This window comes from uncultured Traorella sp., from assembly GCF_944327115.1.
Lineage (GTDB): Bacteria > Bacillota_I > Bacilli_A > Erysipelotrichales > Erysipelotrichaceae > Traorella.
This window is the reverse complement of the sequence record NZ_CALVGS010000016.1, coordinates 1-14,279: the sequence shown is the minus strand read 5'-3', so window position 1 is coordinate 14,279 and position 14,279 is coordinate 1. Positions and strand designations below refer to the sequence as shown.

Here is a 14,279-nt window from a genome sequence, read left to right as displayed (position 1 = left end):
CAAAAAAAGGCTTCTTTTTTTGGTTATAATGTAAAATTTATGTAATGTTTATGTTAAATAAATAAAAAAAGTAAGTAATAATGTGGTAAAAAAAATTAATTTCATTTAAAAAAATGAGTTATTATATTAGGTGAAAGGGATTTCACAAGAAAAAAGGAGGCATATAAGTGAAAAAATTTCTTACAATGTTCTGCAGCCTGTGCTTATGCTTAGGTATGGCAACAGGATGCAGCTCGACAACAGATGACACCCCTGCGGATGATACGAATGAAACAGGGGAAATCGACCAGACAACTTTTGAAGAATTGTTGGAAGCTGGCAAGGAAAACGGTAAAAAGGTTACGGTTTATTCCACTCATTCCGTTGTAGTCAGCGCTTGTGAAGCATTCAAAAACAAATTTGATCTGGATGTTGAATTTGAATGTACACAGATCGGGGATACAGATCAGATCACTCAGGTAGCAACTGAGGTTTCGACAGGGGCAGCCGGAGCCGATATCATCTTTATTCAGGATGGTGCTCGTGTTCTTACTGATTTAGTAGACGAAGGATATGTAGTTAACTGGTATAATCAAGAGATCTATGATGCAGTAGGTGAAGAACAGGCAGAACCGTTGCTGGTTTGGGATTACTGTAATAAAGTATTCATTTATAATACTGATAATGTAGCTGAAGATGAAATTAATAATATCTGGTATGTAACGGATGAGAAATATGCCGGAACTGTCATGATGAAGGATCCTTTTACCGAAGGTGTTAATATGGACTTCCTGACAGTAATTACTTCTGATGAAAATGCAGCTTTGCTTGAAGAAGCTTATAAGGAATACTATGGTGAAGATCTTGTATTAGATGATGATTGTCCGAATGCAGGTTATCAGTGGATCAAGATGCTTTATAATAACGGTTTGGTTGTTGGTACTTCTGATGGTGATATGGCACAGTCTATCGGTGCTGAAGGACAGACAAAACCATGGTCAGGTCTGATTACATTGAATAAATATGTAAAGAACTTAGAGATTGGTTATAAGTTAGGATATACTTCTGATGTAACTCCATTTGCAGGATTTATTTATCCGATCTATGGACTGCTGACATCAAATGCCGACAATCCTGAAATGGCAAAAGCATTCCTTTGCTGGCTATATACTGAAGATGGCTGGTTTGGTGATGGTGAAACAACATTGAACGATGGTTCTGTTTATGTTGGTATGACAGGACGTCAGGGTGACTACAGTGCTAATACAAGCCTGGCAGTTGCTGATGGTGACCAGGAATTATCTGTTTGGAAAGATATCCTGATCGTTGAAGATCCTGAATATGCTGCTGAACATCGTGCAGATGTAGAAGATTTTATTAATTTGATCAAGTAGTTTTGAATCATAGAGAAGGGCTGTGGTGATACACTGCTGCCCTTGTCTTTTTTAGAGAGGTAAGATATGAAAAAGAAATTAAATCATTTAAAAACTTTTTTCAGTAAGCCTTATAATGTCCTGTTGCTGATATTTTTAGTAGTATTAGCCTATTTAGTGGTTGTTCCTTTATTTTCTATCGTTAAAGACACGTTTATTGTCCATTCAGCTGAAAAATCACGTGTTCGTCAGGCGGTAGGATCCTTTACGCTTTATCACTGGAATCGGCTTTTTGTTAGTCAGTATAGTAATTCATTGCTGTATGAACCACTCATGCACAGCTTGATATGTGCTGTTTTCTCATGTATCGTATCTGTGCTGATCGGCGGAGGCTTTGCTTGGTTGGTAACTCGTACAGATATGAGATGGAAAAAGGTCATGACGAAATTGTTCATTTTCCCTTATATCATGCCTAGCTGGACATTAGCGCTTGCTTGGAAGAATTTCTTTAAGAATACTGCGGTTGGCGGTGCGATGGGAATCTTTACGGCTGCTACCGGAATTGAAACGGCGAACTGGTTCGCCTATGGAGCATTTCCGATCATTTTGGTGACAGGATTGCATTATGCACCGTTTGCCTATATTCTGATTGGCGGTGTATTAAGAAATATGGATGCCAATCTTGAAGAAGCGGCTGTAATCTTGAAAACAAATCGTTTGCGTATGTTTGCACGCATTACGATCCCGATGGTCATGCCGGCAGTCATGAGTACGATCATCTTGGTATTCTCAAGTGCGATGAGCTCATTTGCCGTACCACAGTTTTTAGGTCTTCCGGTTCGCTATTATGTATTGACGACAGAATTATATGCGGCTTTACAGGGAACGAATCCGGGTGTTGGTTATATCATTGCGATCCTGATGATCATTATCAGCGTTTTGATCATGATCGGTAATCAATTGCTGATCGGTAAGCGTAAATCTTATGCGACGGTTACCGGAAAGAGTGCCAATGTATCCGTGTTCCATCTTAAGAAGGCCCGCAATATCATTTCCCTTCTGGCAGGAGTTGTCGTATTATGTATGTCTGTCATACCGATGATATCATTCATGCTTCAATCAGTGATCATCGTGAAAGGTGATTATTCGCTTGCGAATATGACGTTGGATTTCTGGATCGGCATTTCAAAGGGTGGCAATGATATCATGGATAAAGCCGGTATCCTGATCAACAGTGATGTTTGGAAAACACTTTTCAATAGTATCAAATTATCAGCGATCGTAGCTGTCGGTGCCGGAACTTTCGGCTTCCTTGCAGGATATTCGATCGTAAGAAGAAGAGGAAGCAAGCTGAGCCGTATTGTTGAGAATCTTACATTTATTCCATACCTGATTCCATCAATGGCATTTGCAGCTATCTATCTGTCAATGTTCTCCCAGAGCCACGGTATCATTCCTTCATTGTATGGAACATTTGCAATCCTGGCTTTGATCGGTACGGTGAAGTATTTACCGATGGCTTCCAGATCAGGTGTCAATTCGATGCTGCAGCTTTCTCCGGAAATCGAAGAAGCCGGTATCATCCAAGGTATTCCATGGATCAAGCGTATGACCCGTATCATCGTTCCTATTGAAAAGTCAACGATCGTTTCGGGATATCTATTGCCATTTGTTTCAAGTATGCGTGAACTAAGCTTATATGTTATCTTAGTTACAGCAAATAATCGTGTGCTGACGACACTCTTGTTCATGTATGATGAAAAAGGATGGGATCAGTATTCCAATGCAATCAATCTTTTGATTATATTTGTTGTACTGCTTGTCAACTTTGGTGTTGAAAAGCTGACGGGTGCGTCAATCGAAAAAGGAGTAGGAGGAAGTAACTAATATGCCAACGATACGATTAGAGAATATCACAAAGAAATTCGGAAAAGATTCGATTGCTGTCAATCAGATGGATCTGGAAATCAAAGACGGTGAATTTGTTTCTTTATTAGGACCGAGTGGCTGTGGAAAAACAACGACGCTGCGTATGATCGCCGGTTTGGAAACGCCGACAGAGGGTGAAATCTATATTGATGGTGAACTGGTTTTTTCAGAAGAAAAAGGTGTCAATCTTTCACCGGATAAAAGAAATGTCGGTTTCTTGTTTCAAAATTATGCCTTATGGCCACATATGACCGTATATAAGAATATTTCATTCGGTCTTGAAAATATGAAATGGGAAAAAGCTAAAATCGATGCCCGTGTCAATGAAATCTGCGAAACGATGCGTATCAAAGAATATATGAATCGTTATCCTGCTGAGCTTTCCGGAGGTCAGCAGCAACGTGTTGCTATCGCAAGAACCTTAGCCCCGAATCCCAGAATTTTATTGATGGATGAACCATTGTCAAATTTGGATGCTAAGCTGCGTAATGATATGCGTGCAGAATTGAAACGTTTGCATATGACAACAAAGGCAACCTTTGTTTATGTTACCCATGATCAATCAGAAGCCATGACCTTAAGCTCTAAGGTATGTCTAATGAAAGAGGGCGTTGTTCAACAGTATTGTCCGCCATTGGAATTGTATGGCGAACCGGCAAATCTCTTCTGTGCAGACTTTATGGGTAATCCTTCCATGAATTTTATCCAGTGTCATGGAAAAGCACATGAAAAGGGTATTGATTTAAATTGCAAGCATTTTGCGGTACGTTTTACACCGAATCATCCGGTTGATTTAAGTGACGGTGAATATGTCTTAGGTATTCGTCCGGAATTTGTCGTCGTAGATGAGAAAGGTTCTATTGAAGGAAGAGTTATTTCATCATTGCCAAGTGGTATGGAAACGACACTTTCATTAGCTGTGAATGATGTGACATTCTCGGCTGTTGCCTTTGGAAGCATTGACTTTGCGATGGATTCGATCATTCATTTTGGTTTTTCAGGGGATCGCTATGTATTGTTTGATGCTAAATCAACAAAGATGATCACGTTGGGTTCACTGGAAGTATTGAGCGTATAATGAATACAACTGCCGATTCACTTTTTTGGAAATGGACATTAAGATTTATGGATATCATCCTGATGGGAACGCTTTGGCTTCTCACCAGCCTGCCTATTATTACGATCGGTGCCAGCAGCACGACCTTGAATATGTTAATGGGCAGGTATGTTACAGGGATAAAAGTAAATATTCTTAAGGACTATTTTCATGAATTTAAAAAGTGCTTCAAAAAAGCAACGATTATCTGGCTGATACATCTTGTGGTGTTTTTATTGCTTGCTCTCGATCTGATTTATTACTGGACAGGCAGTTCAACCTTTGATGCATTGGGAGCAGCTGTATTGGCCACATTATCAACGTTGATCGTATTTGAGTTTAATATGGTATTCATCATACTGTCCAGAAAACCTCATGCTAAGCTGAAAGAAATCATTTCAGAAGCTTTTGACTTATCCATGACATGTTTTCTGCAGGCTTTGTGCATTGCTATTTTAACGATTGGTCTTCCTATTTCCGCTTTCTTTTTGCTGCCGGAGTTTCTTGTCATGATGCCGGGAATCATCTGTTATCTCAATTGGCAGATATTACCTAAGATGTTTGAGAAATATATGGTGAAAAAGACGGATAGAGAATATCATAAAAAACAAATTTCTAAATAAACAGGCAATGGAGTTTTGATTCATTGCCTGTTTCATGTATAATGAAGAGGGTGATCATATGGAAAGAATAACAAAAAAGAATGAAACAGGAATTGAAGTAAATAATATAGAAGAAGCCTTGGAAAGACTTTCGTTGTTTGAAGATTTTTATTTTGATCTCATTCATCAGCAAGAAGAAATCAGCAGGCAGATGAAAGAAATGCAGGAGAATGCACAGACAAGGCAGTACCGCTATCGTGAGATCAGTGCCCAAAAAGTTACGAATAATGTGATCATCAATATCTTAAAAAAATATGGAATAAAATAAGAGGAAATGATATGTGCGGAAGATATTTTATAAAGCTCGATGATTCAGAAATTGCCAGAAAAATTAAAGAAAGTCTGAAAGAAACCCAGTCATTTGAATATGCCACAAATGAGATCTTTCCTTCACAAAATGCCATCGTACTGGTGCCTAAGAAAGAAAGAATCGATGCGACTGTAAAGAAATGGGGTATTTCCGGCCGTTCACTTTTGATCAATGCACGCATAGAAACCTTACATGAACGTATTACTTATAAAAGGATCCTTCATAACCGGTGTGCTGTTATCGCTAATGGATTTTATGAGTGGAATCATAAGAAAAAGATCTATATTACGAAAGAAAATGAGCCCTATATTTACTTTGCAGGTCTTTATAATGAAAATAATGAATTTGTGATCATTACCGGTGAATCAGAAAACCAGATGAAACAGATTCATTCAAGGACGCCGATCATCATGAATGAGCAGAAGATGATGGATTATCTTCATTTTAAAGATATGCCTTCAATCGATAATGAAAATTTGCATTTTGAATTATGTGAATAGAGAAATCTATTCATTTTTTTAGAGGGATAAGCATAAATTTAGCTGAGGTGAATATGAATCCGCAGCTATTTAAAATAACAACAAGCCGTTTAAGGATCTTTCATGAAAAAGTTAAAAAAACAGAAGGTGTCATTGATTTCACATTAGGTGATGCTCATGAAAATGTGAATGAGGATATCAAAGAAGCTGCCATACGGTCGCTTGATCATAATGAAACTCATTATAGTGAAAGTCAGGGCTTGTATGAGCTTAGAGAGCTTTTGTGCTTAAAAGAAATGTTTTATGATATACAGGAAATCTGTATTACGAGTGGTGCTACCCAAGGTCTTTTTGAAGTCATGATGACCTTGTTTGAAAAAGGTGATGGTTTGCTTGTAGGGATTCCTGCCTATCCTTCTTATATATCGTTGTGCATGTTGTTTGATCTTGATCTGCAAACATTTATATTTGATGATGAATTTCAGATCAGTGAAGATTTCCTTCGGGCTGCCATAAAGGAAAATACAAAAGCACTGCTGATCAATCATCCTCATAATCCAAGTGGCAGCGTGCTCAATCAAAAATCAATCCAGATCCTTCATAAAATATGCAAGGAATATGATTTGCTGCTGATATGGGATGCGACCTATTTTGAATGTGGTTCTTATCCTACCTTATATCATCCCCAATTACATGAAAGTATCATTCAAATTCATAGCTTTTCAAAAAGCTCGCTCATGTGTGGTTTCCGTGTGGGTTATATTTGTGCTCCTTTAAATAAAATGAAAGAAATCGTGAAGCTTCATCAGCTGATACAAAGCTGTCTGCCGGTTTTTACCCAGAAAAGTGCCCTGACTGCCTTACATTCTCCTTTTGTAAGTTATGATGAGCAGAAAAGATACATTTTCCGGAGATTGATAGATATGGGTATCAATGTTGTTGAAACAGAAGGTCCTTATTATATCTTTTTTTCAATCAAACCTTTTCATTTGTCAAGTGAAGAATTTGCGTACCGTATGCTTGAAGAGGTACAGATAGCTGTATTACCCGGGAAATATTTCTATTATGAACATCATATCCGGATGTCCTGCTGCATAGACTTAGAAAAATGTAAAGAAGGATGTGATCGCTTGGAAGCGTTTGTGAGAAAGTTATGAAGATTTATGAGGCCAATGGGAATCGTTTTATCTTAGGAAGTGAAGAGATCGATGTCGTTCAAATGTGTGGGAAGTATGCATGTGATGGGTATTTAAAAATATTTTCACATCGTATGAGCATTTATAATGCCGATGGCAGTGAGGCTTTGTTATGTGTCAATGGGCTGCATTGTTTTGCACATTATCTCTATGATGAAAGTGAGAAGTATGATGTGTTTGCCCTTGTGGTTCAAAATGAGATCTATAAGTGTGAGATCCTTCAAAAAGAACCGTTCATAAGTGTTGTGACGGTCAAGATTCCGAATATTTATCGTAATTTTGTCGATGTTGGAAATGAGCATATGATTCTTTTAGATGAAGATATGGAAAACGCCGCCCAGTTATGCAAACGATTTGATTGTAATATTTCTTATGTTCGTATCTTAAGTCAAAGCTGTATCGAAGTAAGGACATATGAGCGGGGGGTCGGGTTTACATTATCGTGTGGCAGCGGCAATATTGCCAGCAGCTATTATTGTTATGTGAATGGATTATGCGATTCACAGGTCAATATCTTAAATGAAGGAGGCGTGTGTTTTGTGGACATGAGTGATGAAATTGAAATGAAAGTGATGAGCCGTTTCGTACAAGAGATATGAATATCATTCAAAAGATCAAGAAAAATAAGAAAAAGACATTTGTCAGAGTTTATCTTAATGAAAAGATTCATGGTCTGAAAAGCTATGCCCATACGGCTGTCGGTGAATGGGAAAGCATCAAAAAGCTGCTGATGGAAAATGATATTGATGATTATCATGTGGAAACGATTTGTGTGAACAGTGCATTATCACTTTTAGATATAAAAGAGATCAATGCCCGTATTGAATATGGGGCAGTCATACGGGAAGGTGTCGTGATCGGTAAAGAAGCTGTCATCCTGATGGGAGCCATCATTAATACAGGCTGTATCATCGGTGAAAGAACGATGATCGATATGGGGGCTGTTTTAGGTGGCGGGACTATCGTCAGGGAAAATTGCCATATCGGTGCCAATGCAGTTCTTGCAGGAACGATTGAACCTTATTGTGAACAGCCGGTCGTTATCGAGAGAAATTGTTTTGTCGGTGCAGGAGCAATAATTTTGGAAGGAGTGCATATCGGCGAGAATACGGTCATAGGAGCCAATGCGGTCGTTACAAAAGATATTCCCGCAAACTGTGTGGCAGCAGGAGTGCCGGCACGAATCATAACGGAAAATCGAAAATATGAAAATCTTACAGAAAATGATTTAAGAGGAATTTGAGAGAACGGGGAAACTTGTTCTTTTTATTTGAAATGCGGTGTTAAATTGTTCTGCGGACATTGTTTTTATGCTTAAAATCAAGTAAAATAAAAGAGATATAAAAGAGGGTGGGAGTATATGTTAAATCGATATTCAAGAAAAGAAATGCGTGACATCTGGAGCGAAGAAAGCAAATTTAATGCTTGGCTGAAGGTGGAAATCTTGGCCTGTGAAGCGTGGTCAGAGTTAGGTGAGATTCCAAAGGAAGATGTGGAAAAGCTTTGGAAGAATGCAAAGTTTGATATTGACCGGATTTATGAGATCGAACAGCAGACAAGACATGACGTCGTAGCGTTTACCCGCTGTGTTTCAGAATCGCTGGGTGATGAAAAGAAGTGGGTGCATTACGGTCTGACTAGCACGGATGTCGTTGATACGGCTTATGGTTATTTATACAAGAAGGCCGATAAGATCCTGTTGGAAGATATTGAACGTTTTATGGAGATCTTAAAGAAGAAAGCTCTTCAATATAAGATGACGCCGATGATCGGAAGAACTCATGGCGTACATGCGGAAATTACTTCTTTTGGATTGGTATTCGCTTTGTGGTATGAAGAAATGAAACGTAATTTAAAACGCTTTAAGGCTGCCTGTGAAGACATCGAAGCGGGCAAGATCTCAGGAGCGGTAGGAACTTTTGCGAACACACCGCCATTTGTACAGGACTATGTGTGTGAAAAGTTAGGTATCCAGTCAGCGAAGATCTCTACACAGACGCTGCAAAGAGATCGTCATGCGGAATATTTCGCAACACTGGCATTAATTGGTACATCACTTGAAAAAATGGCTACGGAAATCAGACATCTTCAGCGTACCGAAGTGCGTGAAGTGGAAGAACATTTCAATCCCGGTCAAAAAGGAAGCAGTGCCATGCCGCATAAGCGGAATCCGATCGGTTCAGAAAACATTTGCGGATGTTCAAGAGTATTAAGAGGCTATATGATGACTGCTTATGAAGATGTACCGCTGTGGCATGAAAGAGATATTTCCCACTCTTCGGCAGAAAGAATCATTGCTCCGGATGCAACGGAACTTTTGGATTATATGTTGAACCGCTTTGGTAATATCTTAGATAACCTGACGGTATTTGAAGATAATATGAAGGCGAATATCAATAAGACTTATGGTGTGATCTATTCACAAAGATTTATGTTAAAGCTGATCGAAAAAGGCTTCTCAAGAGAAAAGGCATATGATCTTGTACAGCCCAATGCGATGAAAGCATGGAATGAGAAGATCAGCTTTAAGGAATTGATGGAGAATAATCCGGAAGTAACCGCTCAATTGAGTCAGGAAGAAATTGATGATTGCTTTAACCCGATGCATCATTTAAAAAATGTAGATACGATATTTAAAAGAGTCGGCATTGAATAATTGAATCAGATAAAGGGAAGAGGAGGTAAAATGGCAAAGACAGATTTAGAGATCGCTCAGGAAGCAGAGATGCTTCCTATTCAGGAAGTAGCGAAAAAAGTAGGTATTGAGGAAGATGACCTTGAATATTATGGAAAATACAAGGCCAAGCTTTCTTTAGATCTTTTTAAAAAGAACAAGGATAAAAAAGAGGGGAAGCTGATTTTAGTTACTGCTATCAACCCAACTAAGGCCGGTGAAGGTAAATCAACGACAACGGTTGGTTTAGGTGATGGATTGAATCGTCTTGGCAAGAAGACGGTGATTGCCTTACGTGAACCTTCTTTAGGACCTGTATTCGGTTTAAAGGGCGGTGCTGCCGGAGGCGGTTATGCCCAGGTCGTACCGATGGAAGATCTAAACTTACACTTTACAGGAGATATGCATGCCATAACGACCTGCAACAACCTGATCAGTGCTTGTCTGGATAACCATATCTATCAGGGAAATGAATTAAACATCGATCCTGAAAGAGTGACATGGAAAAGATGCTTGGATATGAATGACCGTACCCTGCGTCAGATTGAAATCGGTCTTGGTGCGAAGACCAATGGTATTGAAAGAAAAGACGGTTTCAACATTACGGTTGCCAGTGAAGTCATGGCCGTGCTGTGCCTTTCCAGTTCACTTATGGATCTTAAAGAAAGACTTGGCAAGATGCTGGTTGCTTATAATTATGATGGTGAGCCTGTCTATGTCAAAGATTTAAAAATTGAAGGTGCTTTGGCTTTGGTCATGAAAGATGCGATCAAACCGAATCTGGTACAGACGCTTGAAAATAATCCGGCGATCGTTCATGGCGGACCGTTTGCGAATATTGCTCATGGCTGCAACTCGCTTTTAGCGACGAAGCTGGCTTTAAAGCTTGGGGATTATGTTGTTACCGAGGCAGGTTTCGGTGCTGATTTAGGAGCTGAAAAATTCCTTGATATCAAGTGCCGCTTTGGTCATCTGAAACCAAATGCCGTTGTCATCGTTGCAACGATACGTGCCTTAAAACAGCATGGCGGTGTGGAATTTGATCATCTGAAGGAAGAGAATGTGGAAGCGATGCTGGAAGGATGTGCGAACCTTGCGAAACATATTGATACGATCCGGCAGTTCAACCTGCCTTATATCGTAGCGATCAATGAATTTGCCAGTGATACACCAAAAGAAATCGAAGCTCTTGAAAACTGGTGCAAAGAAAATAACCATCCGATGTCTTTATCACAGGTATGGGCAAAAGGCGGCGAAGGTGCTTTGGACTTAGCTCAGAAAGTGGCGGATATCTGTGAACAGGACAATGATTTTGCGCCAATCTATGATGTTGATGCTTCCATTGAATCCAAGATCGAAACAATAGCCCAAAAGGTATATGGTGCCAAGGATGTTGTCTTTGCGGAAGAAGCACAGAAGCAGATACAGATCTATAATGAGCTGGGCTGGGATAAGATGCCGATATGTATGGCCAAGTGTCAGACTTCATTGAGTGATAACGCAAAAATCTATGGCGCACCTAAAGATTTTACGATTACTGTCAGGGAGCTTCGTCCATCAATCGGTGCCGGCTTCATCGTTGCGCTGACCGGTAATGTGATGACGATGCCGGGACTTCCGAAACATCCGGCAGCACTTGATATGGACATTGATGAAGAGGGGCATATTGTCGGATTGTTCTAATCAGACCCGTTATCTTACGGGTCTTTTTTCTATATGAAATGGAAGAAAATACCATATTGAAAAAAATATGCGAGTGGCATAAGATAATTATAGATAATAAAGGAGAATCTTATGATTTTTTTAAAAGCTTTTCGTTTATTGCCAGAGATGTCAGAATATTGGATGATATGTCAGAAGAAAAATATCTTTAATAGCCTCTATCCTTTGAAAATATTCCCTGAAAAAGAATTGGAGGATATTGATTTTGATACGATAACGATCTTTTGTGGCGGAAACGGGTCCGGTAAGACAACTCTTTTAAATATCATCGCAGATAAATTAGAAGCATCAAGAAAAAATAAAATAGAATTAGGTGAATTATTTGATCAATATGTAGCACAATGCAGCTATGAGTTTTTTCATAAGGAAATATGCAGTGAGATCAAATTTATCGCCAGTGACGATGTATTTGACTATTTGTTGGATCTCAGAGCTATCAATGCAAGGGTCAATCGCAGAAAAGATGAATTATCAGAGGAATATCTCAATTCAAAATATGATGTAAATATTGATGAAACACTGGAACAGTATGAAATTCTAAAAAGAAAGAGCGATGCCAGAAGAATGACACAATCCAAATATATACGTTCACGTCTTGTCAATAATAATCTCATCCAGCAGTCAAACGGTGAATCCGCCATTGATTTCTGGCAGAAGGAAATACAGGAAAATGCTGTTTATTTGATCGATGAGCCGGAAAATAGTCTGTCAGCAGAGAATCAGTTAAAGCTTAAACACTATATTGAAGAATCTGCCCGTTTTTATGACTGTCAGTTTATCATATCGACGCATTCACCGTTTTTATTAAGCTTGGATCATGCGAAGATATATGATCTGGATGCTGTGCCGGCCAGGCCAAGGAAGTGGACAGAATTGCCTAATGTCAGAGCATATTATCAATTTTTCAAAGAAAAGGAAAAAGAATTCATGGCAGCTGATTCTCACGAAGAATAAGTAACAATTATAATCATAGCTTGATATACAAACGTGTCCACTTAAAACGGACACGTTTGGTATTTTAAAAATGTCCACCAAATCAAGACAGATTTTGGTATTTTCATATTAAAATTAAAAAAATATAATGATAGTGAAGAAAGGAGTACCTATATGGGATTGAACGAAAGACAAATTCTGATCCTTCGTTATCTTCTATTAAAAAATGAAGCTGTTAATTATAGTGAACTATCCATGCATTGTGGCTGTTCATCGAAAACGATCCAGCGTGATATTAAAAAAATAGAAGAAGCCGGCAAGGAATTAGATTTTGAAATCAAACGGAATGGTCAAGGCATCCTGCTTGAATGTGATTCAGAGGCGCGAAATCGATTAGATGAATTGGTATTCAGCAGTGATTCTTATAGGAGCAATGATTCTGTAGAAGACAGAAGAAACCGGATCTATCTGGATCTTTTACTCAATTCTCCGAATCCGACCAGCATTCGTTCTCTCTCAGAAAAGTATTTTGTCGGAAGCAGTTCGATCGTGAATGATCTCTCTGCCGTGGAGCAGCGGGCTCAAACTAACGGACTGACCATGAAAAGAACCCGAGAAGGTACTTATCTTCAAGGAAATGAGCTCTTGATTCGTAACGAGGTCGCCTATTTATTAAATGAGATTCAAGTAGGCATTGCAGATGTGAAAACAGCACAGAGCCGGTTGAATAAAGAAACACGGATGGTACTGGAAGGAATCTATGGAAGTGAGAATCTGGCAAGTGTCGAACAGTGTGTTTCATCTATTGAAGAAGAGATCGATGTGATACTCAGTGATACGTATTATGTCAATATTGTGACCCATATTCTAATTGCGATGGAACGCATGAAAAATAAAAGGTTTATCAATGAAAGCAATGTTATCTCTGAAAAGGATCGCAATGATGTCATCTTCCATAAGATCAAAAAATGTATAACCGACTTTTCAAATCAGACAGGCATCCGCTTCCCTGAAAATGAGATCGATTATATTTATACGCATTTCATGGGATGTGGTGTGGGTGAGCTGCCTAGCCGCGAAGTGATCGCCCAGACGCTTCAGGCATCGAATCGGGAAGTGCTAAGCTTTTGTAATGAGCTTATACAAAACATGGAGAAAGAAACATCTTATTCTTTCGCTAATGATTCAAATCTTTTTTATTCATTACTGTTACACGTAAATTCAATGATAACACGAATCAAATATAATGTTCGCATTATCTGTTTATTGAAAGAAAAAACGATCATGCAATATCCGCAGATGTATGCGACCGTGAAGCAGGTAACACTGGAATTAAAGAAAAAGTATTTCAAGGAAGGTTTTATATCTGATGATGAAATCTGTTATCTCTGTCTGTATTTTCAATTAGCATTGGAAGATAGAAAATCCCCTCGAAAAGTACTGCTGATCTGTTCAACAGGTGTGGGAACTTCTCATATCCTGAAGAAAAGAGTACAAAAGATCTTTCCTGATTTGGAAATTACAGATGTGATCTCATTGAAACAGTTAGAGAAGAAAGATCTATCTGATATTGATTTAATCATTACAACGGTAAATATTACAAAAGAAATACAATGTCCGTCAGTCTTGGTTTCAGTGCTCATGGATCAGAGGGATATTGATGAAGTTAAAAAAGCGATTATGATCGAGAAAAGGTGAGGGAATGTTAGATATTAAGGAAGTTTTATTTGATGAAAATGTTTGTCTGAATCTCAATGCAACGACCAAAGATGAAGTAATTTCAGAAATGACAGAGATGCTGTATCGAAATCAAGTAATTGAGGATCAGAAGACATTTATTAAAGAAATATATGATCGTGAGAGTGAAGGGATCACAGGTATCGGTGATGGTATTGCGATTCCTCATGGCCGTTCAAAAACGGTGAA

14 protein-coding genes are annotated in these 14,279 nt (G+C 38.7%); all 14 read left to right on the top strand.

All coding sequences use genetic code 11. The features are described 5' to 3' along the window. Positions 1-167 precede the first annotated feature (167 nt). Positions 168-1,373: an extracellular solute-binding protein gene (locus Q0K35_RS01305; protein ID WP_294560869.1), complete on the top strand. Its 1,206-nt coding sequence runs from the start codon at positions 168-170 to the stop codon at positions 1,371-1,373. Between the two features lie 66 nt (positions 1,374-1,439). Next, a complete protein-coding gene (locus tag Q0K35_RS01300) occupies positions 1,440-3,239 on the top strand; it encodes an iron ABC transporter permease (protein ID WP_294560868.1) in 1,800 nt (599 codons plus the stop codon). A gap of 1 nt (position 3,240) precedes the next feature. Beyond that, positions 3,241-4,359, top strand: coding sequence for an ABC transporter ATP-binding protein (locus tag Q0K35_RS01295; RefSeq protein ID WP_071440970.1), 1,119 nt, complete (start codon positions 3,241-3,243; stop codon positions 4,357-4,359). After that, positions 4,359-5,000 carry a YesL family protein gene (locus Q0K35_RS01290; protein ID WP_294560867.1) on the top strand — a complete coding sequence of 214 codons (642 nt, stop codon included), beginning with the start codon at positions 4,359-4,361 and terminating at the stop codon, positions 4,998-5,000. Before Q0K35_RS01295 ends, Q0K35_RS01290 begins: the two co-directional genes overlap by 1 nt. Positions 5,001-5,058: 58 nt before the next feature. After that, the gene (locus tag Q0K35_RS01285; protein WP_294560866.1) at positions 5,059-5,307 is read left to right on the top strand and encodes a hypothetical protein; all 249 of its coding nucleotides are present in this window, start codon (positions 5,059-5,061) and stop codon (positions 5,305-5,307) included. An 11-nt stretch (positions 5,308-5,318) separates the two neighbouring features. Beyond that, positions 5,319-5,849 (top strand): SOS response-associated peptidase family protein, encoded by a 531-nt coding sequence (locus Q0K35_RS01280; RefSeq protein WP_294560865.1) that lies wholly within the window; start codon positions 5,319-5,321, stop codon positions 5,847-5,849. 53 nt (positions 5,850-5,902) lie between these two features. Beyond that, positions 5,903-6,985, top strand: a complete 1,083-nt coding sequence (locus Q0K35_RS01275) for a pyridoxal phosphate-dependent aminotransferase (RefSeq protein ID WP_294560864.1) — start codon at positions 5,903-5,905, stop codon at positions 6,983-6,985. After that, the gene (locus Q0K35_RS01270) at positions 6,982-7,623 is read left to right on the top strand and encodes a hypothetical protein (RefSeq protein ID WP_294560863.1); all 642 of its coding nucleotides are present in this window, start codon (positions 6,982-6,984) and stop codon (positions 7,621-7,623) included. The genes Q0K35_RS01275 and Q0K35_RS01270 overlap by 4 nt, the downstream gene beginning before the upstream one ends. Further along, positions 7,620-8,267 (top strand): DapH/DapD/GlmU-related protein, encoded by a 648-nt coding sequence (locus tag Q0K35_RS01265; RefSeq protein ID WP_294560862.1) that lies wholly within the window; start codon positions 7,620-7,622, stop codon positions 8,265-8,267. The genes Q0K35_RS01270 and Q0K35_RS01265 overlap by 4 nt, the downstream gene beginning before the upstream one ends. 117 nt (positions 8,268-8,384) lie before the next feature. Beyond that, a complete protein-coding gene (gene purB / locus Q0K35_RS01260) occupies positions 8,385-9,680 on the top strand; it encodes an adenylosuccinate lyase (protein WP_294560861.1) in 1,296 nt (431 codons plus the stop codon). A 30-nt stretch (positions 9,681-9,710) separates the two neighbouring features. Continuing rightward, positions 9,711-11,381, top strand: coding sequence for a formate--tetrahydrofolate ligase (locus tag Q0K35_RS01255; RefSeq protein WP_294560860.1), 1,671 nt, complete (start codon positions 9,711-9,713; stop codon positions 11,379-11,381). Between the two features lie 111 nt (positions 11,382-11,492). Then, on the top strand, positions 11,493-12,374 hold the full coding sequence (locus tag Q0K35_RS01250) for an AAA family ATPase (protein WP_294560859.1): 882 nt from the start codon (positions 11,493-11,495) through the stop codon (positions 12,372-12,374). A 153-nt stretch (positions 12,375-12,527) separates the two neighbouring features. Beyond that, complete coding sequence (locus Q0K35_RS01245) at positions 12,528-14,051, top strand: transcription antiterminator (protein WP_294560858.1); 1,524 nt, start codon at positions 12,528-12,530, stop codon at positions 14,049-14,051. Between the two features lie 4 nt (positions 14,052-14,055). Continuing rightward, positions 14,056-14,279, top strand: a 224-nt coding sequence (locus Q0K35_RS01240) for a PTS sugar transporter subunit IIA (protein ID WP_294560857.1), incomplete at its 3' end; no start/stop codon positions are given.

What these genes read in the sequence shown, in the direction of transcription:
- Q0K35_RS01300 (WP_294560868.1), top strand. Translation starts at nt 1,440, where the DNA reads ATGAAAAAGAAATTAAATCATTTAAAAACTTTTTTCAGTAAGCCTTAT.
- Q0K35_RS01295 (WP_071440970.1), top strand. Translation starts at nt 3,241, where the DNA reads ATGCCAACGATACGATTAGAGAATATCACAAAGAAATTCGGAAAAGAT.
- Q0K35_RS01290 (WP_294560867.1), top strand. Translation starts at nt 4,359, where the DNA reads ATGAATACAACTGCCGATTCACTTTTTTGGAAATGGACATTAAGATTT.
- Q0K35_RS01285 (WP_294560866.1), top strand. Translation starts at nt 5,059, where the DNA reads ATGGAAAGAATAACAAAAAAGAATGAAACAGGAATTGAAGTAAATAAT.
- Q0K35_RS01280 (WP_294560865.1), top strand. Translation starts at nt 5,319, where the DNA reads ATGTGCGGAAGATATTTTATAAAGCTCGATGATTCAGAAATTGCCAGA.
- Q0K35_RS01275 (WP_294560864.1), top strand. Translation starts at nt 5,903, where the DNA reads ATGAATCCGCAGCTATTTAAAATAACAACAAGCCGTTTAAGGATCTTT.
- Q0K35_RS01270 (WP_294560863.1), top strand. Translation starts at nt 6,982, where the DNA reads ATGAAGATTTATGAGGCCAATGGGAATCGTTTTATCTTAGGAAGTGAA.
- Q0K35_RS01265 (WP_294560862.1), top strand. Translation starts at nt 7,620, where the DNA reads ATGAATATCATTCAAAAGATCAAGAAAAATAAGAAAAAGACATTTGTC.
- purB (WP_294560861.1), top strand. Translation starts at nt 8,385, where the DNA reads ATGTTAAATCGATATTCAAGAAAAGAAATGCGTGACATCTGGAGCGAA.
- Q0K35_RS01255 (WP_294560860.1), top strand. Translation starts at nt 9,711, where the DNA reads ATGGCAAAGACAGATTTAGAGATCGCTCAGGAAGCAGAGATGCTTCCT.
- Q0K35_RS01250 (WP_294560859.1), top strand. Translation starts at nt 11,493, where the DNA reads ATGATTTTTTTAAAAGCTTTTCGTTTATTGCCAGAGATGTCAGAATAT.
- Q0K35_RS01245 (WP_294560858.1), top strand. Translation starts at nt 12,528, where the DNA reads ATGGGATTGAACGAAAGACAAATTCTGATCCTTCGTTATCTTCTATTA.